We start from the raw sequence: 23,886 nt of genomic DNA, 5'->3' as shown, positions 1-23,886 counted from the left end.
AGTATATGAACAGTATATTTTATTCTGTTATTACCCTGCTATTGCTGACCTGCGGGGTACTTTTGTTAATGCGCAGTGCAAATAAAAACCGACATGCCGAAAATGGGCACTCTGAAAACCAGCCGGAAATGCTGAGTAAAGAAGAAGGCGAGGACCATTTCTCGGTATTGATGAATTCGATTACGCCAGTCTGGTATTGGCGCGTTAATCACGAATATATCGATTTTATCCACTCCACGATCAAGCGGATGACAATGGTGGAGTTGAATGAGACACCTGGATTATTTGATGCGCAGCGGCGTTGTAGCGATCTCAACTCTGCGGTGTATAAATATTACGACAATATTAAAAAGCGCTGTTTGAACGGTGAGAAGGTCCCGCATGCCGACCTGGACGTGCTCAACCTGCGTCAGTGTTTCAGGGAGTTCAGTCTGGAGGCTTATCCCGCGCTTGTCGCGCTGGTGTGGCCGGAGTATCAACGCCCGGAGATCAAAGCGGAAGAGGTGTGAAGGGGACTGTTTGGCCCGTATTACGTGCCGGGGAGGCTTACGCTGCCACCCGGCACGATGTTACATACGGCTATTTGTCAGATGAGGCCTGCCACAGGTTCAGCTTACCGTCCGCGACGTGCTTATCGATCTGCGCCAGTTCTTCGGTGCTGAACGTCAGATTCGCCAACGCCTGAACGTTTTCCTCCAGTTGCTCCGGTCGACTGGCGCCAATTAATACCGAAGTCACCCGGTTGTCTTTTAGCAGCCAGCTTAAGGCCATTTGTGCCATCGACTGTCCACGCTGTTGCGCCATCTCATTGAGCAACCGCAGGCTGTTAAGATTCTCTTCCGTCAGCATATTTTCCGTCAGCCCACGAACTTTTTTCCCTTCACGCTGCATGCGTGAACCTTCCGGAATGCCGTTGAGGTATTTCCCCGTCAGTAGTCCCTGAGCCAGTGGCGTAAAGGCGATGCAGCCCATGCCATTGGATTCCAGCGTATCCAGCAGGCCGCTGCTGTCTACCCAGCGGTTAAGCAGGTTGTAAGACGGCTGGTGGATCAGCAGGGGAATTTTCCATTCCCGCATCAGCTCGGCCATTTTTTGCGTACGCTCTGGCGAATAGGATGAGATGCCGACATACAGCGCTTTGCCGCTCTGTACGGCGTGGGCCAGGGCTGAGGCGGTCTCTTCCATTGGCGTATTTTCGTCGACGCGGTGCGAGTAGAAGATATCGACATAGTCGAGGCCCATGCGTTTCAGGCTCTGATCGAGGCTGGCGAGCAGGTATTTGCGCGAACCGCCAGAACCGTATGGCCCTGGCCACATGTCATAGCCTGCCTTGGTGGAGATAATCAGTTCATCGCGATAGTGTGCAAAATCCTCGCGCAGTAATCGGCCAAAATTCTCTTCTGCGCTGCCTGGTGGCGGCCCATAGTTATTGGCTAAATCAAAATGCGTGATGCCTAAATCAAATGCTTTACGCAACAGGGCTCGCTGTGAATCCAGCGCCTGAACGTGCCCAAAACTGTGCCATAAACCCAGCGATAGCGCGGGTAAGCGCAAACCGCTGCGCCCACAGTAGCGATAGAGCATCTGCTCGTAACGTTCAGGATTGGCAAACCAGGCCATGAGATCTCCTTAGTGCAGGTGAATTTCGAAACAACGTTTCTATTCTAGCGGGTTCACGGTGAATATCCCGTTCACCAGGTCACACTGAGATGAAAAACTGGGCAAAAACAGGTCACTGTGCTTTGCTTAAAAAAACATCAATCAGGAGTGCGACGATGCCGCGTTTGACTGCCAAAGATTTTCCGCAAGAACTGCTCGACTACTATGACTATTACGCTCATGGCAAAATAACGAAACGCGAGTTTCTCAATCTGGCAGCGAAATATGCAGTGGGTGGCATGACGGCATTGGCCTTATTCAATTTATTGAAACCCAACTACGCTCTCGCAACGCAGGTAGAATTTACCGATCCCGATATTCTGGCGGAATATATTACCTATCCCTCGCCTGAAGGACATGGTGATGTGCGGGGGTATTTGGTTAAACCAACGAAGGTGACGCGGAAAGTTCCGGCGGTGGTGGTTGTGCATGAGAATCGTGGGCTGAATCCGTATATTGAAGATGTGGCGCGACGGGTGGCGAAGGCGGGCTTTATAGCACTCGCGCCTGATGGGTTAAGTTCGGTAGGGGGATATCCAGGCAATGATGATAAAGGTCGGGAATTGCAGCAGCAGGTTAACCCCGTAAAGTTAATGAACGACTTTTTTGCCGCCATTGAATTTATGCAGCATTATTCAGGGACGACAGGAAAGGTAGGTATCACCGGATTTTGCTATGGTGGTGGTGTGTCGAATGCCGCAGCTGTGGCTTTCCCTGAACTGGCCTGTGCGGTGCCTTTTTATGGGCGTCAGGTTCCTGCATCAGATGTCCCTAAAATAAGCGCGCCTTTATTACTGCACTATGCGCAATTAGATACCCGAATTAATGAGGGATGGCCTGCATATGAAGCGGCGCTAAAGGCGAATAAGAAAGTCTATGAAGCATATATCTACCCCGGTGTTAATCATGGCTTTCACAATGATTCTACCCCCCGTTATGATAAAGCTACCGCTGATTTAGCCTGGGAACGTACTCTTGCGTGGTTTGACAAATATTTGCGATAGAAAACAATAGATTATTTAATGCTTTTAATTAATTACCTGAATAATAATGCTACCTAATTTCATTAGCATTCATATTGATATAGGGTGGAGAGATAGTGGATGTACTTAAGAAAGTAAAAAAATAAAGAACGCATTATATCTTCTCTACTGCCTGCCGATAACAAGGATAAGTATCGCCTGATGGCGAATTCCTCATCAACGGCAAGGAAATTATTATGCGTTTGCTGAAAAACTTCACTATTCGTATTGTCATGTTGGCAATACTGGGACTTTTCTGCCTGCTCTGGTCGGGCGTGGGTTTATTCAGTCTTCATTCGTTATCAAAAATATCTGAAGGCAATGATATTGACCGCCATCTTGTCCATCAGATGACGGTTCTCAGTCAGGGTAACGATCAGTACTTTCGCTTCGTAACGCGCTTAAGTCGCGCCATGGATGTCAAAATGAGCGGCGGAACGCCTGATTTTGCGCCGGCGCAGCAGTCCCTGGAGAATATGAGTAAAAAACTCCAGGAGATGAAAACATTGTCTCCAGGCCCCATGGATCCGGAAGTTGCCGCGGCGGTACTGACGAAGTGGCAGGCGCTGCTGGACAATGGCGTGATCCCGCAAATGCAGTTGGCAAAGCAGGGCACGCTCACGGCCTTTGCGGAACATGCCAGTACCATAACGCCAGCGCTGAGCCGTGAATTTGGCGCCAGTGCCGAACGTTTTAACGCCACGGCAGGGGAGCGGCTTGATACCACCCGCGTGATGGTCGATGGCAAAACGTCTATCATCCGGACATTAATTATTACTGCCGTTATCCTCGGTATTGCCCTACTGTTCTTTACCGACCGTTACCTCGTCGCCATGATGGTGAAACCTCTGGGACGCATCCGTCAGCAGTTCCAGCAGATTGCGCAGGGCGATCTCAGCCATCCAATTGAAGATTTTGGGCGTAACTGCGTGGGCCAACTGGTGCCGTTACTGTGCGCGATGCAGGACAGCCTGCGTGAAGCCGTCAGTACCATCCGTTCAGGTAGTGACAACATCTGGCGAGGGGCGACGGAAATTTCCACCGGTAATAACGATCTCTCCTCACGAACTGAAGAGCAGGCCGCGGCGCTGGAAGAGACCGCTGCCAGCATGGAGCAACTGACCGCAACGGTAAAACTGAACGCTGAAAATGCGCGTGAAGCCAGCCAGCTTGCCGATACGGCCACAGAAACGGCAGGTAAAGGCAGCACGCTGGTTTCAGAAGTGGTTGAGACGATGGACGGCATTGCCGCCAGCTCTAAACAGATCGCGGAAATCACGTCAGTTATTAATAGCATTGCTTTCCAGACCAATATTCTGGCGCTGAACGCCGCAGTTGAAGCTGCCAGGGCAGGCGAGCAGGGGCGCGGTTTTGCCGTCGTTGCCGGTGAAGTACGCAACCTTGCCAGTCGCAGCGCCGGAGCGGCGAAAGAGATTGAGACGCTAATTGGCGAGTCATCGCGTCGTGTCGACCAGGGGGCTCGTCTGGTTAAAGAAACGGGATTAACCATGGAGGCAATTCTGCGCGGTGCCACCGAAGTGACGGTCATCATGAAGCAAATTGCCTCAGCCTCGGAAGAACAGAATAAGGGCATCTCGCAGGTGAGCGTGGCGATCACGCAGATGGACAGCGTAACGCAACAGAACGCTGCATTGGTAGAGCAAGTCTCCGCCGCTGCCGTGGCGTTGGAACGACAAACAGAGGAACTGCAACGCTCGGTGCAACAGTTCCGCCTCTCAGCGAATGATGTGCAATACGCCGCTGCTAATACTGCTTCCCCTTCAGCAGACAGCAAAACGTCTGCGGCAGCTAAAACGGATGAATGGGTGTCCTTTTAAGCTGGCATAAAAAGTTCGTGATACCTCTGGTCTTTGCTCAAAAAATCGCTATATAATTTATTATATAGCGATTGGAGGTTATGCATGGACAACCATTTTGGAAAAGGCCTGATGGCCGGATTAAACGCCTCAAGTGCGGACAGCGCACGCTCAGTGGCGAATTTTTGTGCGGATTATAAGCGTGGTTTTGTGTTGGGATTTTCACATCGCATGTTTGAAAAAACGGGCGATCGACAGCTTAGTGCGTGGGAGGCGGGCATCCTCACGCGTCGCTATGGACTCGATAAAGAGATGGTGATGGATTTCTTTAAAGAGAACCAGTCCAGTACGACAATTCGGTTTTTCATGGCTGGCTATCGGCTCGAAGCTTGATCCGAAAGGGGTATTCCGTTGCTTTAATTAATTACACTATTGACCAACACCTTCGTTTTGTTGCTCCGTCGAAGTAATATATCGCACATAACCATATAAAAAGTGTGGTAATGGCGCGCCGATCGCAATATGCAACATGCGAATGGTGCAAAATAAAAAGCCAGGTCTTCGCAACGGAATAACTATAAAATGACTGGAGATAACTCTCTCATCAATTCGAGCGGCATTAATCGCCGTGATTTCATGAAGCTTTGTGCAGCACTGGCCGCTACCATGGGGCTCAGTAGCAAAGCCGCCGCAGAAATGGCCGAATCAGTTTCTCGTCCTCAGCGCCCACCGGTTATCTGGATTGGTGCCCAGGAGTGTACGGGTTGTACTGAATCGCTGCTTCGCGCGACACACCCTACAGTGGAAAACCTCGTTCTGGAGACAATCTCTCTGGAATACCATGAGGTGCTCTCTGCCGCCTTCGGCCATCAGGTTGAAGAGAACAAACATAACGCTCTGGAGAAGTACAAAGGGCAATATGTTCTGGTAGTGGATGGTTCTATCCCACTGAAAGATAATGGCATTTACTGCATGGTTGCCGGTGAGCCGATCGTGGATCACATCCGCCGGGCCGCAGAAGGCGCAGCCGCTATCATTGCCATCGGCTCTTGCGCCGCGTGGGGTGGTGTTGCTGCCGCTGGCGTTAACCCAACGGGTGCCGTCGGCCTGCAAGAAGTTCTGCCAGGCAAAACCATCATCAACATCCCCGGCTGTCCGCCGAACCCGCATAACTTCCTCGCAACGGTCGCCCATATCATCACTTACGGTAAGCCGCCGAAGCTGGATACCAAAAACCGTCCGACATTCGCCTATGGCCGTTTGATTCACGAGCACTGCGAACGTCGCCCGCACTTCGATGCTGGTCGTTTTGCGAAAGAGTTTGGCGATGAAGGCCACCGTGAAGGTTGGTGCCTCTACCATCTGGGCTGTAAAGGGCCAGAAACCTACGGCAACTGTTCAACGCTGCAATTCTGCGACGTTGGCGGCGTGTGGCCGGTGGCTATTGGTCACCCTTGCTACGGCTGTAACGAAGAAGGCGTCGGTTTCCATAAAGGTATTCACCAGCTTGCTCATGTGGAAAACCAAACGCCGCGTTCCGAGAAGCCTGACGTCAATATGAAAGAAGGCGGTAATGTATCTGCCGGAGCGATTGGACTGCTGGGTGGCGTAGTAGGACTGGTTGCCGGCGTCAGCGTGATGGCGGTACGTGAACTGGGGCGTCAGCAAAAGAAAGATAACGCTGACTCACGGGGAGAATAACCGTGAACAGACGTAACTTTATTAAAGCAGCCTCCAGCGGGGCATTGCTGTTGGGCGCAGCGCCGTCCATCAGTCATGCGGCTGCAGAAAACCGTCCGCCGATCCCGGGTTCTCTTGGGATGCTCTATGACTCGACGCTGTGCGTAGGCTGCCAGGCCTGTGTCACCAAGTGTCAGGATATCAACTTCCCGGCCCGTAACCCGGAAGGCGAGCAAACCTGGTCGAACAACGACAAACTGTCTCCGTATACCAATAACATCATCCAGGTGTGGCGTAGCGGAACAGGCGTGAACAAAGACCAGGAAGAAAATGGCTACGCATACATCAAGAAACAGTGCATGCACTGTGTTGATCCGAACTGCGTTTCCGTTTGCCCGGTCTCCGCGCTGAAGAAAGATCCGAAAACCGGCATCGTCCATTATGACAAAGACGTCTGCACGGGCTGTCGTTACTGCATGGTCGCCTGCCCGTACAACGTGCCTAAGTACGACTACAACAACCCGTTTGGTGCGCTTCACAAATGTGAACTGTGTAACCAGAAAGGCGTTGAGCGTCTGGACAAAGGCGGTTTGCCGGGTTGTGTTGAAGTGTGCCCAGCCGGTGCGGTGATTTTTGGTACCCGTGAAGAGTTGATGGCTGAGGCGAAAAAACGTCTCGCGCTGAAGCCTGGCAGCGAATACCACTATCCGCGTCAAACGGTGAAAGCAGGCGATACCTATCTGCATACGGTACCGAAGTACTACCCACACCTGTACGGTGAGAAAGAAGGTGGTGGTACGCAGGTTATGGTGCTGACGGGTGTTCCTTACGAGGATTTGGATCTGCCGAAGCTGGATGATCTTTCAACTGGTGCGCGTTCCGAACATGTTCAACATTCCCTGTACAAGGGCATGATATTACCCCTGGCTGCGCTGGCGGGCTTAACCGTGCTGGTTCGTCGTAACACGAAAAACGACCATCACGATGGAGGAGACGATCATGAGTCATGATCCTAAACCGCTGGGCGGAAAAATAATCAGCAAACCGGTCATTATTTTTGGGCCGCTTATCGTCCTGTGTATGCTCCTGATCGTGAAACGTCTGGTCTTCGGACTGGGCTCAGTCTCCGATCTGAACGGCGGTTTCCCATGGGGTGTATGGATCGCGTTTGACCTGTTGATTGGTACTGGCTTTGCGTGCGGCGGTTGGGCGCTGGCGTGGGCGGTGTATGTTTTCAACAGAGGACAATACCATCCGCTGGTACGTCCGGCGTTGTTGGCGAGCCTGTTTGGCTACTCGCTGGGTGGTCTGTCAATCACCATCGACGTCGGTCGTTACTGGAACCTGCCGTATTTCTACATTCCGGGCCACTTCAACGTGAATTCGGTACTGTTCGAAACGGCTGTCTGTATGACCATCTATATCGGCATCATGGCGCTGGAATTTGCTCCGGCTCTGTTTGAACGTCTGGGGTGGAAAGTTTCTCTCAAGCGTTTGAATAAAGTGATGTTCTTTGTTATTGCCCTCGGCGCGCTGCTGCCAACCATGCACCAGTCTTCAATGGGTTCATTGATGATTTCTGCGGGTTATAAGGTGCATCCGCTTTGGCAAGCTTATGAAATGTTGCCGCTTTTCTCGGTATTAACCGCCTTTATTATGGGCTTCTCGATCGTCATCTTTGAAGGCTCACTGGTACAAGCGGGGCTGAAAGGTAACGGTCCGGACGAGAAAAGTTTGTTCATCAAGCTGACGAACACCATCAGCGTGCTGCTGGCGATTTTCGTGGTTCTGCGCTTTGGCGAGCTGATCTATCGCGACAAGCTGTCGTATGCGTTTGCAGGCGATTTCTACTCAGCCATGTTCTGGCTTGAGGTCGTGCTGATGGTCTTCCCGCTGGTGGTGCTGCGCGTCACTAAGCTGCGTAATGATTCGCGCATGCTGTATCTGTCTGCGCTGAGCGCATTGCTGGGTTGTGCAACATGGCGTCTGTCCTATTCGCTGGTGGCGTTCAATCCTGGTGGTGGCTACCACTACTTCCCGACCTGGGAAGAACTGTTGATTTCTATTGGTTTTGTGGCTATTGAGATTTGTGCATACATCGTACTCATTCGTCTACTGCCGATACTTCCTCCTTTAAAACAAAACGATCAAAATCGTCATGAGGCGAGCAAAGCATGAGCCAGAGAATTACTATTGATCCGGTAACCCGTATTGAGGGTCATTTACGCATCGACTGCGAAATCGAAAATGGCGTGGTATCTAAAGCATGGGCTTCCGGTACCATGTGGCGCGGCATGGAAGAGATCGTGAAAAACCGCGATCCGCGCGATGCCTGGATGATTGTGCAGCGTATCTGTGGCGTTTGTACGACCACTCACGCTATCTCTTCCGTTCGTGCAGCAGAAAGTGCGCTGAATATTGATGTTCCGGTGAACGCACAGTATATCCGTAACATCATTCTGGCCGCGCACACCACGCATGACCACATTGTTCACTTCTATCAGCTGTCTGCGCTGGACTGGGTGGATATCACCTCTGCCCTGAAAGCTGACCCAGCGAAAGCATCTGCCATGTTGAACGGCGTGTCCTCCTGGCACCTGAACAGCGCAGAAGAGTTCACCAAGGTTCAGAACAAGATCAAAGATCTTGTTGCCAGCGGTCAGTTAGGCATTTTTGCTAACGGTTGCTGGGGTCACCCGGCAATGCAGTTGCCGCCGGAAGTGAACCTGATTGCGGTCGCTCACTATCTCCAGGCGCTGGAATGCCAGCGTGATGCCAACCGCGTTGTGGCGCTGTTGGGCGGTAAAACGCCGCACATCCAGAACCTGGCGGTAGGTGGGGTTGCTAACCCGATTAACCTCGACGGTCTTGGCGTGCTGAACCTTGAACGCCTGATGTACATCAAGTCTTTCATTGATAAGCTGAGCGACTTCGTTGAGCAGGTTTACAAGGTTGATACCGCAGTCATTGCTGCGTTCTACCCTGAATGGCTGGAACGTGGTCAGGGCGCGGTTAACTACCTGAGTGCGCCGGAATTCCCGACTGATGGTAAAAACGGCAGCTTCCTGTTCCCGGGTGGTTACATTACTAATGAAGATCTGTCGACCTATCGTCCGATCACCTCTCACTCCGATGAGTACCTGATCAAAGGGATTCAGGAGAGTGCGAAACACGCGTGGTACAAAGACGAAGCGCCGCAGGCTCCGTGGGAAGGTACAACGGTTCCTGATTACACCGGTTGGTCAGATGACGGCAAGTACTCCTGGGTTAAAGCACCGACCTTCTACGGTAAAACGGTTGAAGTGGGTCCGCTGGCCAACATGCTGTGTAAACTGGCGGCCAAACGTGAGTCTACTCATGCCAAGCTGAATGAAATCATCGCGATTTACACCAAGCTGACCGGTAAAACTATCGAAGTGTCTCAGCTGCACTCTACGCTGGGTCGTATTATTGGCCGTACCGTTCACTGCTGTGAACTGCAGAACGTTCTGCAGGATCAGTACAACGCGCTGATCGTGAACATCGGTAAAGGCGACCATACCACCTTCGTGAAACCGGATATTCCGGCAACGGGCGAATTCAAAGGTGTTGGTTTCCTCGAAGCGCCGCGCGGTATGCTGTCTCACTGGATGGTGATTAAAGATGGCATTATCAGCAACTACCAGGCGGTTGTACCGTCAACCTGGAACTCTGGCCCACGTAACTTTAATGATGAAGTGGGACCGTATGAGCGCTCGCTGGTAGGTACGCCGATTGCCGATCCAAACAAACCGCTGGAAGTGGTTCGTACCATTCACTCCTTCGATCCTTGTATGTCATGTGCGGTGCATGTGGTGGACGTTGACGGGAACGAAGTGGTCTCAGTTAAGGTTCTGTAATGCGGATATTAGTCTTAGGGGTCGGCAATATTTTGCTGACCGACGAAGCCATCGGAGTACGTATCGTTGAGGCATTAGAGCAACGGTACATCCTGCCAGACTTTGTTGATGTTCTGGACGGTGGTACGGCTGGGATGGAGCTTCTCGGCGATATGGCGAACAGAGATCATCTGATCATTGCTGACGCCATTGTGTCGAAGAAAAACACGCCAGGAACGATGATGGTCCTGCGGGATGAAGAGATCCCGGCGCTGTTTACCAACAAAATCTCACCGCACCAGCTTGGCCTGGCCGACGTTTTGTCGGCCCTGCGTTTCACCGGAGAGTTTCCGAAAAAGCTGACGTTAGTCGGCATTATTCCGGAATCACTGGAGCCGCATATCGGGCTAACGCCAACGGTCGAAGCGATGATTGAACCTGCGCTTGAGCAGGTTCTTGCTGCGCTTCGCGAATCAGGTGTTGAAGCGATCCCTCGGGAGGCGGCTCATGTCTGAGGAGTTTGTCGGTTTTCAGACGGCCCCGAAGATGCAGATTCAGGCAGCGTTTGAAGAGGTTGCCCGGCGTTCGATGCACGATCTCTCTTTCTTGCATCCGAATATGCCGGTATATGTCTCTGATTTTACGCTGTTTGAAGGACAGTGGACGGGGTGTGTTATCACACCCTGGATGCTCAGCTCACTGATTTTTCCTGGGCCGGATCAGGTCTGGCCGGTACGTAAAGTCAGCGAAAAAATCGGGCTGCGTCTGCCGTATGGCGAGATGACCTTTACCGTTGGTGAACTGGAGGGCGTATCACAATACCTTTCCTGTTCACTGATGTCGCCGCTTTCACACAGCATGTCGGCGCAGGAAGGTGTGCGCCTGACTGACGATTGTGCGCGAATGCTGTTATCGCTGCCGGTGAGCGATCCAAATGCGCCGCAGCTCAATCGCCGCGCGCTGCTGCTGGGTCGTCGGAACTGCGAAAATGCATGAGCTGTCCCTTTGTCAGAGCGCGGTTGAGATTGTTCAACAGCAGGCAGAGCAGCACGGTGTCAAACGTGTAACCGGCGTTTGGCTGGAAATCGGGGCGCTCTCCTGCGTTGAAGAGAGCGCCGTGCGTTTCAGTTTCGACATCGTCTGTCAGGGGACGCTGGCGCAAGGGTGTGAGCTGCATATTGATTACAAGCCAGCCCAGGCATGGTGCTGGGATTGCAGTCAGGTTGTGGAAATCACCCAGCATGATGCGCAGTGTCCACATTGTCAGGGGGATCGTCTGCGAGTTGATGCGGGCGATTCACTGAAAGTGAAAAGTATTGAAGTCGAATAACCCATAGTTGCTATGGGGCGGAGTCAGATATGTGTATTGGAGTCCCTGGTCAGGTTCTGGCCGTTGGTGAAGATATTCACCAGCTTGCGCAGGTTGAAGTGTGCGGCATCAAACGTGATGTCAATATTGCCCTGATTTGTGAAGGTGATACGGCTGAGCTGGTCGGGCAATGGGTGCTGGTGCACGTAGGGTTCGCCATGAGCATCATTGATGAAGATGAAGCTAAAGCCACGTTAGACGCACTTCGCCGTATGGAGTACGACGTCACCAGCGCGTGATTTTATGCCGGATGGCGGCGCAAACGCCTTATCCGGCCTACGGCATGACATCTTTGTAGGCCTGATAAGACGCCCCGGCGTCGCCATCAGGCATTTTAAGCCTGGCGCTTATCTTCGGTATTGGTATCGAAGTCGCTGGCGTCATGGCGTTCATGAAGCTGCTCGTTCAGCGGTCCGTTGGTACGGTTCACAATACGACCACGCTTAACCGCCGGACGCGCCGCAATCTCTTTTGCCCAGCGCTGCACGTGCTTGTAGCTTCCTGCATCAAGGAACTCTGCCGCGTCGTACACGTTACCCAGAACCACATTGCCAAACCACGGCCAGACTGCCATATCGGCGATGGTGTATTCATCTCCGGCGACAAACTGATGCTGTGCTAACTGTTTATCCAACACGTCAAGTAAGCGCTTGGCTTCCATGGTGAAGCGATTAATCGCGTATTCAATTTTAACCGGCGCATAATTATAGAAGTGACCAAAGCCACCGCCGAGGAACGGGGCAGCACCCTGTAACCAGAACAACCAGTTTAGCGTTTCAGTACGTTTTGCCAAATCCTGCGGCAAGAAATAACCATATTTTTCCGCCAGATAGAGTAGGATTGCGCCAGATTCGAATACGCGAACCGGTGGGTTTTGCGAGTGGTCACGCAGTGCCGGGATCTTCGAGTTCGGATTCACCTCAACAAAGCCGCTGGAAAACTGATCGCCATCGCCGATGCGGATAATCCAGGCATCGTATTCCGCGCCCTTCACGCCCTGCGCCAGCAACTCCTCCAGCATAATCGTCACTTTCTGCCCGTTTGGCGTACCCAGCGAATAGAGCTGCAGCGGATGCTTGCCAACCGGCAGCGTTTTCTCGTGTGTAGCGCCGGAAACAGGGCGGTTGATATTGGCGAATGCGCCGCCGTTCGATTTTTCCCACGTCCAGACTTTCGCGGGCTGATAGGTATTGTCTGACATAGTGACCTGCCTTCTGAGTGGTTGTTTGATGCAGTGTAGCAGCCAGGTAGAACTCAATTTAACAGATTGGGACTTTATGCCGTTTTGTGCTGAAAGGGGAAGATAAATCTAACCCGTTCATTGTACCTGGCCCGTACTCCATGAAGAGGAAATCATTGTTGCACGGAAATTGCTACCGTATTCACCATCAAAAATTGGCGGTGAATAAGCAGTAATAATGAAAAAGGGTGTTCCAGGAGTAAGCGGTTATCAGGGCCCGGCGGGTGGGTGGGGCGCGGTAAAAGCCGTCACTGCTTCGCTGTTTTCGCAAAAGGCTGTCGCCCGCGACATTATCGCGATGTTTAAAATGAACCAGGTGAAAGGGTTCGACTGTCCGGGCTGTGCATGGCCGGACCCTGGCCATCGGGCACCGATGGAGCTGTGCGAAAATGGCGTTAAGGCGGTTTCCTGGGAGACAACCAACAAGAAAGCGTCACCAGAATTTTTCAGCCGTCACCCGGTTTCCACACTCTGGCATTACAGCGATTATGAGCTGGAAAACATCGGTCGTTTAACGCAGCCGATGAAATACGATGCCGCGTCAGACACATGGCAGGCGGTGGATTGGGATATCGCCTTCCAGGAAATCGGCGAGCGTCTGCGCAGTTATGATTCAGCCCAGCAGGTTGAGTTTTACACCTCCGGCAGAACGTCAAATGAAGCAGCGTTCCTGTATCAGCTGTTTGCCCGCGAATATGGCAGCAGCAACTTCCCTGATTGCTCAAACATGTGCCACGGACCGACCAGCGCAGGGTTAACGCCGGCCATTGGCCTTGGAAAAGGAACCGTTGAACTTGAGGACTTTGACCACTGCGATCTGGTGATTTGTATCGGGCATAACCCTGGCACTAACCATCCGCGCATGCTGACCACCTTACGCGACGTTGCCAAACGCGGGGCTAAAATTATCTCCATTAATCCGCTGAACGAAAGGGGGCTTGAGCGCTTTAGCTTCCCGCAAAGCGCGAAAGAGATGTTCACCGGTCAGGCGACGGCGCTGAGCAACGACTACTACCAGGTAAAAATGGGCGGTGACGCTTCGCTGCTCAAAGGCATCATGAAAGCGCTAATCGAAATGGACGAAGCGCGGATCTTATTGGATCAGCAGCCGACGCTCGATCATGCGTTTATCGAAGAGCATACCGCTGGATATGCCGCGTTGTATGATGACTTACGCCAGCGTAGCTGGGCGGAGCTGGAACAGGACTCGGGTCTGACGCGCAGTCAGATGGAAGATCTGGCGCACAGCTACAGTAAATCCCGCGCCACGATTGTTTGTTACGGTCTGGGCATCACCCAGCATAAAAACGGCACTGAGAACGTCCAGCAACTGGTAAACCTGCTGCTGCTGAAAGGCAATATAGGTAAGCCGGGGGCGGGGATCTGCCCGTTGCGCGGTCACTCTAACGTGCAGGGCGATCGTTCTGTGGGGATCAACGAAGCGGCGTCCGAAGATTTCCTGCAACGCCTTGAGACGTATTTTTCTATCCGTGTTCCGCGCAAACATGGTCGTTCCAGCGTGGAGAGTATTCGCGCCATTGAGCGCGGAGACGTAAAAGCACTTATCTGCATGGGTGGCAATCTGGCGGTGGCGATGCCCCAGCCGCAGCGTACCTTTGCGGCGATGAAAAAGCTGGATCTGCAGGTCCATGTGGCGACCAAACTGAACAGATCGCACCTGCTGCTGGCAAAACACAACTATTTGCTCCCCGCGTTGGGTAGAACCGAGCGCGATCTGCAAGCTACGGGCATTCAGTCTGTGACCGTCGAAGACTCAATGTCGATGGTCCACGCGTCCTGTGGCGCGCTGAAGCCGGCTTCCCGCTGGCTAAAATCCGAGCCCGCGATTGTGGCGGGCATGGCGCGCGCAACGCTGCCGCTTTCGCCGGTAAACTGGGAAGCGTTGACCGGGGACTACGCGCTGATCCGTAATGCCATTGAGGCCGTGATCCCGGCGTTCCACGACTACAACGCCCGTATTGCTGAACCGGGCGGGTTTCGTATGGATACGCCTGCTTCGCGCCGTGAATGGCGAACGGAGAATGGCAAAGCCAACTTTATCGTCAGCCATCAGCGGGCGGTAGAGCGGGAAAATCAGCCTGCCGATACGCTGATACTGGCGACGCTACGCAGCCACGATCAGTACAACACCACGATTTATGGTATGAACGATCGCTATCGTGGCATTACCGGTCGTCGGGATGTGGTGTTTTTAAGCGTCGAAGAAGCGATGAGCCGCGGTCTGAGCCAGGGTGATGTGGTCAACGTTCAGGCGCTGGACGACAACGGTCAGCCCTGCGCGGATCGCATCATGTACGGCTTAACGGTGGTGATTTACAACATGGCGGCGGGCTCAATTGGCGCGTATCTGCCTGAAGCGAATGTCCTGCTCTCGTTGGACGCGGTGGATACACAAAGTTTGACTCCGGCCTATAAAAGCGTGCCGGTAATCCTTACCCAGGCGTAGTTCCTGTTGTGAATTTTTCGCCTCTGAGCGCCAGTCGCTGCGTTGAGGTGTATGATGATGTCGATCTCTGTCCGGTTAGTGTCGCAGAGCAGGCAATCAGAGCGAAAAATTCACGCCAACCTGCTCAGGCTGTATTGTTTTGAGGTAAGGTGCATGAGCAAAGGAACGACCAGTCAGGATGCCCCATTCGGGACATTATTGGGCTACGCCCCAGGTGGCGTAGCAATCTACTCTTCAGATTACAGCTCCCTCGACCCACGGGACTACGACGATGATGCGGCATTTCGCAGCTATATCGACGACGAATACATGGGCCACAAATGGCAGTGCGTAGAGTTCGCACGCCGCTTTCTGTTCCTTAACTATGGTGTGGTCTTCACCGATGTAGGCATGGCCTGGGAGATCTTCTCCTTACGCTTCCTGCGTGAAGTGGTGAATGACAATATCCTGCCGTTACAGGCATTTCCCAATGGTTCACCCCGCGCGCCGGTAGCAGGCGCGTTGCTTATCTGGCAAAAAGGCGGCGAATTTAAAGATACCGGGCATGTGGCGGTCGTCACCCAGTTGCTGGAAAACAAAATCCGTATTGCCGAACAGAACGTGCTCCATACGCCGCTGCCTCCCGGACAGCAGTGGACCCGCGAGCTGGAGATGGTGGTTGAAAACGGTTGCTACACCCTGAGGGATACCTTTGACGACACCACCATCCTTGGCTGGATGATCCAGACCGAGGATACTCGTTACAGCCTGCCGCAGCCGGAGATCGCCAGTGACTCGCTGAAAATTGGCGGCGCGCGACTGGAAGATAACGGGCAGTTTGACGGTAAATGGCTGGATGAACAGGATCCGCTGCAAAAAGCCTACGTGCTGGCGAATGGGCATGTGATTAATCAGGATCCGCATCAGTACTTCACCATTACCGAAAGTGCCGAGCAGGAGCTGATCAAAGCCACTAACGAGCTGCACCTGATGTACTTGCACGCGACCGACAAGGTGCTGAAAGACGATAACTTGCTGGCACTGTTCGATATTCCGAAAATCCTCTGGCCGCGCTTGCGCCTTTCCTGGCAGCGTCGTCGGCATCATATGATTACGGGTCGTATGGATTTCTGTATGGATGAACGTGGACTGAAGGTGTATGAGTACAACGCCGATTCCGCCTCGTGCCATACCGAAGCTGGCTTGATTCTCGAAAGATGGGCCGAGCGTGGCTACACAGGGCAGGGACACAACCCGGCTGAAGGGTTGATCAACGAACTGGCGGGTGCCTGGAAGCACAGCCGCGCACGTCCGTTTGTCCACATCATGCAGGATAAGGATATCGAAGAAAACTATCACGCGCAGTTTATGCAGCAGGCGCTGCGTCAGGCCGGGTTTGACAGCAAAATTCTGCGTGGCCTCGATGAGCTACGTTGGGATGATGCCGGTCAACTGATTGACGGTGACGGCCGCCTGGTGAACTGTGTCTGGAAAACCTGGGCGTGGGAAACCGCGATTGAGCAGGTGCGAGAGGTCAGCGAAACGGAGTACGCCGCGGTACCAATTCGTACCGGGCATACGAATCAGGAAGTGCGTTTAATCGACGTGTTGCTGCGCCCGGAAGTGCTGGTCTTCGAACCTCTGTGGACGGTGATCCCAGGCAACAAAGCGATATTGCCAATCCTCTGGCAGCTTTTCCCGCACCACCGCTATCTGCTTAATACCGATTTCACTGTAAATGAAGAGCTGGCACAAACCGGTTATGCGGTGAAACCCATTGCAGGACGTTGTGGCAGCAACATCGATCTGGTGAGTCATCAGGAAGAGCTACTGGATAAAACCAGCGGTAAGTTTGCCGAGCAGAAGAACATTTATCAGCAGCTTTGGTGTCTGCCAAACATTGCCGGTAAATATATTCAGATTTGTACCTTCACCGTAGGCGGTAACTACGGCGGTACCTGCCTGCGCGGCGATGAGTCGCTGGTGATTAAGAAAGAGAGCGATATCGAGCCGCTGATTGTGGTGAAGGAAGAGTAATCTTTTGGCATGTTCTTGATTGAAATACGAAAAGCTGGAGTATATCTCCGGCTTTTTTATTTATAGTTAAATTGGTGCTGATTAACTTTAAATAAGTTTCGTGATGTATATATAAGGGCGTAAATATTTTTAAGATTAATGTCTTATAACTTAAATGCATTCGTTTAATGAATATATTCACCAATGATTAATTTTCGTCGCTTGTATCAGATAAATATCTTATTGATTTTAATTTTAAATAATAAACACTAATGTGTTATTTGGCTGATTAGTGATATCGATCAAGTTTTCTCCCGTGGAATATATCGGATTCCGACTGCGTACTAATTATAATCATTAATTGTCATTAACAGTCATTATTGACTGCCCACAGAAATGACGTTGTAAGAAACACGTTGAGCGATTAGAAAATGCTCCGTCAGGAAATGCACAATATCGGCAGGAATCGCCGGTCTGAGAGGGACGTATGGGTGACAGTTTTCAGAATGAAGTGCCGACAGCACGCGTTAATATTAAGTTAGATTTACATACCGGAGGCGTGCAAAAAAAGGTTGAATTGCCGTTAAAACTTTTGACCGTGGGGGATTTCAGTAATGGTAGAGAACAACGACCATTATCGGAGCGCGAAAAGGTTGATATTAATAAGAATAATTTTAATGATGTGTTAGCTAAGTTCTCACCAGTGGTTAATTTGAGTGTTAAAAATACGTTGGCTGGTGATGACAGAAAGGACGATATTAACCTTACCTTTAAAAATATCCGCGATTTCGAACCCGAACAGGTCGCAAGAAATATCCCACAATTACGCGTTTTGTTAGCTATGCGTAACTTACTGCGTGACCTGAAATCTAACTTACTCGATAACGCCGCTTTTCGTCGCGAGCTGGAAATCATCCTTAAAGATCCGGACTTGAGTCAGGAATTGCGTGATGAACTGGCAACGATGATGCCGGAAGAGATTTAAGGCTATACAGGGTTTCCTCCGCTAAATCGGCAGGAATAGTAAAGGATCATAAAAGGAATATGTTGATGTCTGTTCAGGAACATACCTCTTCAGTCGCGACCACCACGACCAGTGAACGTAGCGTTTATCAATCCCTCTTTGACAAAATTAATCTTGCCCCGGTTTCGACATTAAAAAACGTCGATGCGTGGCAGAGCGATGAAGCGCTATCTGATGCCGCTCCGGCTGAACGCGTGACCGCTGCGATTCAGGTTCTGGTCTCATGTCTGGCGGATGCTGCGCAGCCCCTGGAACGTCTGGATAAAACGCTGCTCGATGAGCAGATTGCTCGCCTGGATAAGCAAATTAGCGACCAGGTTAATGAAGTTATGCACCATGCTGAATTTCAAAAACAAGAATCGCTCTGGCGTGGTTTGCATTCGATGATCACCGGCATCGATTTTCGCCGAAATGTCCGTGTAGAAATGATGGATATCAGCAAGGATGCGCTGCGTGATGATTTTGACGACGCGCCGGAGCTTATCCAGAGTGGGTTATACCGCCATGTTTATATTGAAGAATATGATCAACCAGGCGGCGAACCCATTGCGGCAATGATTTCAGCGTACGAATTTGATAACAGTCCGCAGGATATTGCACTGCTGCGCAATATTTCTGGCGTGTCGGCTGCTTGCCATATGCCGTTTATTGGTGCCGTGGGGCCGAAATTCTTCCTGAAAGAAAATATGGAAGAAGTCGCGGCCATAAAAGATATCAATGATTATTTTGAACGTGCTGAATATATCAAGTGGAAAGCATTTCGTGATAGCGACGATTCACGCTACATCGGGCTGACTATGCCGCGTGTGCTGGGTCGCCTGCCGTATGGCCCAGATACGGTGCCGGTACGCAGTTTTAACTATGTTGAAGAAGTTAAGGGGCCGGATCACGAAAAATATTTGTGGACCAGTGCCTCTTTCTCTTTCGCTGTGAACATGGTGAAAAGTTTTATCAAGAATGGCTGGTGCGTCCAGATCCGTGGGCCACAGGCGGGCGGCGCGGTTAAAGATTTGCCTATCCATTTGTACGATTTAGGTACAGGTAATCAGGTGAAAATCCCGTCTGAGGTAATGATTCCGGAAACCCGCGAGTTTGAATTCGCCAACCTCGGTTTTATTCCGCTTTCTTATTATAAGAATCGTGATTACGCCTGCTTCTTCTCTGCTAACTCGGCTCAAAAACCTGCACAGTTTGATACTCCGGAAGCGACGGCTAACAGTCGGATTAACTCACGTCTGCCGTATATCTTCCTGCTTTCTCGTATCGCTCACTACCTGAAAATCCTGCAGCGAGAAAACATTGGCACGACTAAAGATCGCCGTCTGCTTGAGCTTGAACTTAACAACTGGCTGCGCAGTCTGGTAACCGAAATGACCGATCCTGGCGATGATTTACAGGCATCACACCCGCTGCGTGATGGGCGTGTCGTGGTGGAGGACATTGAGGATAACCCCGGTTTCTTCCGCGTGCGCCTGTACGCTATTCCGCATTTCCAGGTTGAAGGTATGGACGTCAGTCTGTCGTTAGTTTCACAAATGCCTAAGTCGAAATCTTAACGACGCAGCGCACAGGAGGTGCGATGAAGATCTATCGTCCGTTATGGAGCGAGGGGGCCTTTCTGGCTCCCCAGCAGTTTCAGCAACAGACTCGTTGGGATGCCTATGTCGCTGACGTTGTGGCTCACATGTCACTTTCATCACCGTGGGGCGTCATCAGCGCGGAGTTTGACGAAAGTGCGCTAACGGTTTCCCGTTTGAATCCCGTTAATCTGGTGGTGCGCTTCCCTGACGGTACGTTAGTGGATACAGGTATTTCAGATAACCTGCCTCCGGCGTGTGATTTATCGCACCTTACTGGTTACAACAGCGTTGATATCGTGCTGGCATTGCCGCTGCTTTCGGCTAATGGCGGTAACCTTTCATCAGGCAACGGCGTTAGCCGCCCGTGTCGCTGGCAGCAGGAATGGCTGCCAGTGCAGGATCTCGCAGGCCAGGAGCAGACTGATATGGCGGTGCTGCGGCATGCTATTACCCTCCGGTATGCCCACGACGATAACAGCGCTTATCTCACCTGTCCGGTAGCTTGCCTTATTCGTAATGCTCAGGGGCAATGGGAATTAGGGCACGATTTTTTACCACCCTCGCTTTCACTCTCAGCGAGCCCCTCATTAATCAATTCGCTCGGTGATTTGGTACACCGTATCCAGGCCCGTTGCCGCCGTCTGATGGCCTTGCGCCGTGAAAGTAATGAACGAATGGCGGATTTTGCGGTAGCAGACGTTTCATTGTTTTGGCTGCTGAATGCGCTTAATAGCTCGGAGCCTGTTCTGAAAGAAATGCTGCAAAACCCAGGTCGTCACCCCGAGCTTTTGTGGCGGGAGTTGGCGCGGTTAGCCGGCAGCCTGCTGACCTTTTCATTAGAAAATGATGTCAGCGTTGTACCTCCATACCAGCACGCAAATCCGCAGCAGGTATTCCCGCCACTGTTTGCACTGCTGGTGGAACTACTGGAAGCCAGCCTGCCATCTCGCGTTGTCGCGATTGAACTGACGCAGGAGCGACAGTTCTGGTATGGCGCTCTGTCGGATGCACGGCTGCGTGAAGGCGCTGATTTTTATCTTTCCGTTCGTTCGCCTCTTCCTGCGCATGTCCTCCTGACGCAGTTTCCACAGCTGTGTAAAGCAGGAAGTCGGGCTGATGTGTCAGATGTCGTCAATGTGGCACTCAGCGGCATTCCATTAAAACCGCTGACGCATGTACCCGCCGCTATCCCACTACGACTGGAAAATCAATATTTTGCTCTTGAGATTAATCATCCAGCCGCCCAGTCCATGCTGGACGCCGGTAATTGCGCTTTCTATGTGCCGGGAACGTTGGGAGAGATTCAACTTGAGCTCTTTGCAGTATTAAGGGATTGAAATAAATGAATAAGGATATTGAACAGGTGTTCTGGCCAACCTGGCTTGCTGTAAGCCAATTACGCGATGGGCCGGAAGTTGACGATGGGGCTGCTTTCTATCGCCAGGCCTGCCAATGGATTGATTCTGCACGTGAGGCCTTGCGTGATATGGGATACAGCGAACACAGCGTTGAGCACATGCTCTATACGCAATGTGCATTACTGGATGAAAGCGTGTTGAACCGCAACCGTCAGGATAGCGGTTATATCACCTGGCTTGCGACACCTTTACAGGCCCGCTATTTCAACACCACCAATGCCGGGGAAGAACTTTGGGAGCGTATTCGCACCGTTCTGCGCGAGCCCGTTCCTGATACCGCCGTATTAACCTGCTTTTATCGCGCAATCACGCTCGGATTTGTGGGGCGCTATCGTGAGCAAGGTGACGAACGTCGCGAAGATGTTCTTGAGGCGCTGGCGACTCAGGCGATGCCTTTTAAATTAAAGCACGATGCGCCGGTAATTATGCGGGCTTCCGGCTTCTCTGGCGGTAAGCGCCGCTGGTGGCTGGCATGGCTTGTCGGCGCGCTGGCGTTAGGTGCTTTATGGCTCACATTTTCTCATGTCTTACAAGGGCAGATTGCTCAGCTTATTGGGCAGGGTTAAGACATGGCTCAGTTGCGAGGGATCGTGAACTATGTACTGGCGACCGTGCTGGCTTTGTTGCTGGTCTGGGGATTCAGTCCGTTAAGTGCAGGTGTTCGCAGTGGTCTTACCGTCTTTATTTTACTGCTTTCCATTCCTGGAATCGTTTATGGCTGGCGCCAGTATGGTCGGCTGACGTCTGCTCATGACGTTCCGCTCCCTCCAGAGAGTTTCAGTGGGCCTGTTGTGCTGGTATGTGGCGATACTGCCCCCTTGTTTGCCGGACGTGGCGATTCCTGCGAGAGTTCACAGGGCTGGTATTTATCTGTTCAATCCCCAGAGCATTATAGTGCTCTGGTTCGTCAGATAGCTGTGCAGCGTCCGGGGCTTCTTATGCGTGTCTCCGTGATGCTGGCGTTAATCCCGGAACGGCATAATGATGAAGATGCGCTTAAGCACATGCTGCTCAGTTGGCGGCGGGTGGTGACCCAGAGTCGGCGTTGGTTATCTGGTATACCGCCATTTTGGCTGTGTTGTTGGCTGAATTCTCCTCAATGCAATGAGACTGTAAGTTGGTTTATTCGCACCCCTCAGGATGCTGAAGTGCAGTCGGCTACAGGATTAGATGATTGTGTTCCTTTCTCATCGCAAGAGCACTCTGCTCGCCATTCTCATCTTACACATGCAGTGTGGTTAGATACTTTACTGGGTTGGCTGAAGAAGGAGCAGGGCGACGCCGAGCGCCATGTTCCGCCACTTTTCTCTGCTTTACGGGTTGTGTGTTTCACCTCATTAGCGGTCTGTGAAAATAATCTGTGGCAACGGCATATCACCGATCGGACAACGATTTCTCCTGCGGTTTCTGCAGCGTCCGAACTGCTGCCTTTTCCTGATTTAGCATTGCCTTTTTTATCCCGCCGCCGGGCGCTGACAGCATTTCAACGAACGTTGGGTATAAGTGGTCTGCTATGCGGCATTTTTGTCGGACTGGCGATGGCATGCAGCTTTATCAATAACCAGCATCTCATCAGGATCACAAACGATCATCTGACGCTATACCTCCATCTTAGCGGCAACCCTGTCGAGCCAAAGATTCAGGCTCAGGATCAACTTCGTCGGGATGCGCAGCGGCTTGATCGCTGGTATCAGCGCGGCGAACCCCTTTCTCTTTCAATGGGATTGTACCAGGGGATGAGATTGATCCCACCTTTGCAGGCCGCAATCAGCGACTGGTTGCCACCTGAAAAACCAAAAGCGATCTCCCCGCAAACCGTGCGTCTCAACAGCATGTCGCTGTTTGATACGGGCAAATGGGCGCTAAAAGCGGGTTCAACAAAAGTACTCATTCGAGCTTTGGTCAATATCAAAGCCAGACCCGGTTGGCTGATAGTCATCGCCGGGCATACCGATGATGTGGGTGACGATAAATCTAATCAACAGCTCTCTCTCAAACGTGCGGAATCTGTTCGCGACTGGATGCGTGATACCGGTGACGTCGCAGAGAGCTGCTTTGCCGTTCAGGGTTACGGTGAATCACGTCCCTACAAAACCAATGATACGCCGGAGGGGCGGGCTGCCAACCGCCGTGTAGAGATCAGTCTGGTACCGCAGGCTGATGCCTGTCGGGTACCGGGAATGAAGGAACCGTCACCGGAAAGCGGTGACGCATTAGCGAAGTAAAAATGGAGAAAAAGTTATGGCAATTCCAGTCTACCTTTGGCTGAAAGACGACGGCGGTGCGGATATCAAAGGCTCTGTTGACGTAAAAGACCGTGTGGGCAGTATCGAAGTAGTGGCTCAGGAACATAACCTGTACATCCCTACCGATAACAACACCGGTAAGTTGACCGGGACGCGTATCCATACCCCATTCCTTTTCACGAAGGAAATCGATGCCTCCAGCCCGTATCTGTATAAGGCTGTAACGACCGGTCAGACCCTGCGCCAGGCAGAGTTCAAATGGTATCGCATTAATGATGCGGGTCAGGAAGTGGAATACTTCAACACCACTCTGCACAACGTGAAAGTGGTGAAAGTAAACCCTGTGATGTACGACATCAAGGATCCGGCTAAAGAGAAGCACAACCACCTGGAGCAGATTGAACTGCGCTACGAGAAGATCGTCTGGACGTATAAGGATGGCAACATTATCCATTCTGACGCCTGGAACGAGCGTACCACCGCGTAATGCACTAACGGATGAGGATTTCCTC

At 51.9% G+C, this 23,886-nt stretch carries 22 protein-coding genes; 20 read left to right on the top strand and 2 right to left on the bottom strand.

Features of this window, described 5'->3' with window-relative positions; all coding sequences use genetic code 11:
- Nucleotides 1-5: 5 nt before the first annotated feature.
- Nucleotides 6-509: an ESA_00282 family adhesion-associated protein gene (locus OGV85_RS12590; protein WP_048218593.1), complete on the top strand. Its 504-nt coding sequence runs from the start codon at nucleotides 6-8 to the stop codon at nucleotides 507-509.
- Between the two features lie 70 nt (nucleotides 510-579).
- Here the strand turns inward: OGV85_RS12590 and OGV85_RS12585 are convergent, their stop codons facing one another.
- A complete protein-coding gene (locus OGV85_RS12585) occupies nucleotides 580-1,620 on the bottom strand; it encodes an aldo/keto reductase (RefSeq protein WP_003024497.1) in 1,041 nt (346 codons plus the stop codon).
- A 155-nt stretch (nucleotides 1,621-1,775) separates the two neighbouring features.
- Between OGV85_RS12585 and yghX the strand changes: the two genes are divergently transcribed.
- The 11 genes from yghX to hybG all read left to right on the top strand — a co-directional run bounded on the left by yghX (nucleotide 1,776) and on the right by hybG (nucleotide 11,643).
- Nucleotides 1,776-2,663: a YghX family hydrolase gene (gene yghX / locus OGV85_RS12580; protein WP_061547795.1), complete on the top strand. Its 888-nt coding sequence runs from the start codon at nucleotides 1,776-1,778 to the stop codon at nucleotides 2,661-2,663.
- A gap of 215 nt (nucleotides 2,664-2,878) precedes the next feature.
- Nucleotides 2,879-4,519: a methyl-accepting chemotaxis protein gene (locus OGV85_RS12575; protein WP_003024493.1), complete on the top strand. Its 1,641-nt coding sequence runs from the start codon at nucleotides 2,879-2,881 to the stop codon at nucleotides 4,517-4,519.
- A gap of 84 nt (nucleotides 4,520-4,603) precedes the next feature.
- On the top strand, nucleotides 4,604-4,891 hold the full coding sequence (locus OGV85_RS12570; RefSeq protein ID WP_003024490.1) for a DUF2623 family protein: 288 nt from the start codon (nucleotides 4,604-4,606) through the stop codon (nucleotides 4,889-4,891).
- A 189-nt stretch (nucleotides 4,892-5,080) separates the two neighbouring features.
- On the top strand, nucleotides 5,081-6,199 hold the full coding sequence (gene hybO / locus OGV85_RS12565; protein WP_003024486.1) for a hydrogenase 2 small subunit: 1,119 nt from the start codon (nucleotides 5,081-5,083) through the stop codon (nucleotides 6,197-6,199).
- Nucleotides 6,200-6,201: 2 nt separating this feature from the next.
- On the top strand, nucleotides 6,202-7,188 hold the full coding sequence (gene hybA, locus OGV85_RS12560) for a hydrogenase 2 operon protein HybA (protein WP_003828357.1): 987 nt from the start codon (nucleotides 6,202-6,204) through the stop codon (nucleotides 7,186-7,188).
- On the top strand, nucleotides 7,178-8,356 hold the full coding sequence (hybB, locus tag OGV85_RS12555) for a Ni/Fe-hydrogenase cytochrome b subunit (protein WP_003024479.1): 1,179 nt from the start codon (nucleotides 7,178-7,180) through the stop codon (nucleotides 8,354-8,356). The genes hybA and hybB overlap by 11 nt, the downstream gene beginning before the upstream one ends.
- Nucleotides 8,353-10,056, top strand: coding sequence for a hydrogenase 2 large subunit (hybC, locus tag OGV85_RS12550; protein ID WP_003024476.1), 1,704 nt, complete (start codon nucleotides 8,353-8,355; stop codon nucleotides 10,054-10,056). Before hybB ends, hybC begins: the two co-directional genes overlap by 4 nt.
- The gene (locus tag OGV85_RS12545; RefSeq protein WP_003024473.1) at nucleotides 10,056-10,550 is read left to right on the top strand and encodes a HyaD/HybD family hydrogenase maturation endopeptidase; all 495 of its coding nucleotides are present in this window, start codon (nucleotides 10,056-10,058) and stop codon (nucleotides 10,548-10,550) included. Before hybC ends, OGV85_RS12545 begins: the two co-directional genes overlap by 1 nt.
- Nucleotides 10,543-11,031 (top strand): hydrogenase-2 assembly chaperone, encoded by a 489-nt coding sequence (hybE, locus tag OGV85_RS12540; RefSeq protein ID WP_061547794.1) that lies wholly within the window; start codon nucleotides 10,543-10,545, stop codon nucleotides 11,029-11,031. The genes OGV85_RS12545 and hybE overlap by 8 nt, the downstream gene beginning before the upstream one ends.
- On the top strand, nucleotides 11,024-11,365 hold the full coding sequence (hypA, locus tag OGV85_RS12535) for a hydrogenase maturation nickel metallochaperone HypA (protein ID WP_003024462.1): 342 nt from the start codon (nucleotides 11,024-11,026) through the stop codon (nucleotides 11,363-11,365). Before hybE ends, hypA begins: the two co-directional genes overlap by 8 nt.
- Nucleotides 11,366-11,394: 29 nt before the next feature.
- On the top strand, nucleotides 11,395-11,643 hold the full coding sequence (gene hybG, locus OGV85_RS12530) for a hydrogenase maturation factor HybG (RefSeq protein ID WP_003024459.1): 249 nt from the start codon (nucleotides 11,395-11,397) through the stop codon (nucleotides 11,641-11,643).
- Nucleotides 11,644-11,738: 95 nt separating this feature from the next.
- Here hybG and yghU read toward each other — a convergent pair whose 3' ends face one another.
- A complete protein-coding gene (yghU, locus tag OGV85_RS12525) occupies nucleotides 11,739-12,605 on the bottom strand; it encodes a glutathione-dependent disulfide-bond oxidoreductase (RefSeq protein ID WP_003846344.1) in 867 nt (288 codons plus the stop codon).
- Nucleotides 12,606-12,822: 217 nt separating this feature from the next.
- Here yghU and OGV85_RS12520 point away from each other — a divergent pair, with 217 nt between their 5' ends.
- The 8 genes from OGV85_RS12520 (at nucleotide 12,823) to tssD (ending at nucleotide 23,861) form a co-directional block, all read left to right on the top strand.
- Nucleotides 12,823-15,111 (top strand): FdhF/YdeP family oxidoreductase, encoded by a 2,289-nt coding sequence (locus OGV85_RS12520; RefSeq protein WP_057063113.1) that lies wholly within the window; start codon nucleotides 12,823-12,825, stop codon nucleotides 15,109-15,111.
- Nucleotides 15,112-15,264: 153 nt separating this feature from the next.
- Nucleotides 15,265-17,127 carry a bifunctional glutathionylspermidine amidase/synthase gene (gene gss, locus OGV85_RS12515; protein WP_061547793.1) on the top strand — a complete coding sequence of 621 codons (1,863 nt, stop codon included), beginning with the start codon at nucleotides 15,265-15,267 and terminating at the stop codon, nucleotides 17,125-17,127.
- 466 nt (nucleotides 17,128-17,593) lie between these two features.
- Nucleotides 17,594-18,091, top strand: coding sequence for a type VI secretion system contractile sheath small subunit (tssB, locus tag OGV85_RS12510; RefSeq protein WP_003024448.1), 498 nt, complete (start codon nucleotides 17,594-17,596; stop codon nucleotides 18,089-18,091).
- Between the two features lie 65 nt (nucleotides 18,092-18,156).
- Nucleotides 18,157-19,686: a type VI secretion system contractile sheath large subunit gene (gene tssC, locus OGV85_RS12505; protein ID WP_003024445.1), complete on the top strand. Its 1,530-nt coding sequence runs from the start codon at nucleotides 18,157-18,159 to the stop codon at nucleotides 19,684-19,686.
- 23 nt (nucleotides 19,687-19,709) lie between these two features.
- A complete protein-coding gene (tssK, locus tag OGV85_RS12500) occupies nucleotides 19,710-21,047 on the top strand; it encodes a type VI secretion system baseplate subunit TssK (protein WP_003024443.1) in 1,338 nt (445 codons plus the stop codon).
- A gap of 5 nt (nucleotides 21,048-21,052) precedes the next feature.
- Entirely contained in the window at nucleotides 21,053-21,694 is a 642-nt protein-coding gene (gene tssL, locus OGV85_RS12495; protein ID WP_061547791.1) for a type VI secretion system protein TssL, short form, read from the top strand.
- A gap of 3 nt (nucleotides 21,695-21,697) precedes the next feature.
- Nucleotides 21,698-23,353, top strand: coding sequence for an OmpA family protein (locus tag OGV85_RS12490; protein ID WP_061547790.1), 1,656 nt, complete (start codon nucleotides 21,698-21,700; stop codon nucleotides 23,351-23,353).
- A gap of 16 nt (nucleotides 23,354-23,369) precedes the next feature.
- A complete protein-coding gene (tssD, locus tag OGV85_RS12485; protein WP_003024437.1) occupies nucleotides 23,370-23,861 on the top strand; it encodes a type VI secretion system tube protein TssD in 492 nt (163 codons plus the stop codon).
- The last annotated feature ends 25 nt before the right edge of the window (nucleotides 23,862-23,886 follow it).

Origin of the sequence: Citrobacter sp. Cf132 (assembly GCF_030333885.1) — a bacterium.
Lineage (GTDB): Bacteria > Pseudomonadota > Gammaproteobacteria > Enterobacterales > Enterobacteriaceae > Citrobacter > Citrobacter freundii.
The sequence above is the reverse complement of the archived record's forward strand: the minus strand, read 5'-3'. Positions and strand labels throughout refer to the sequence as shown.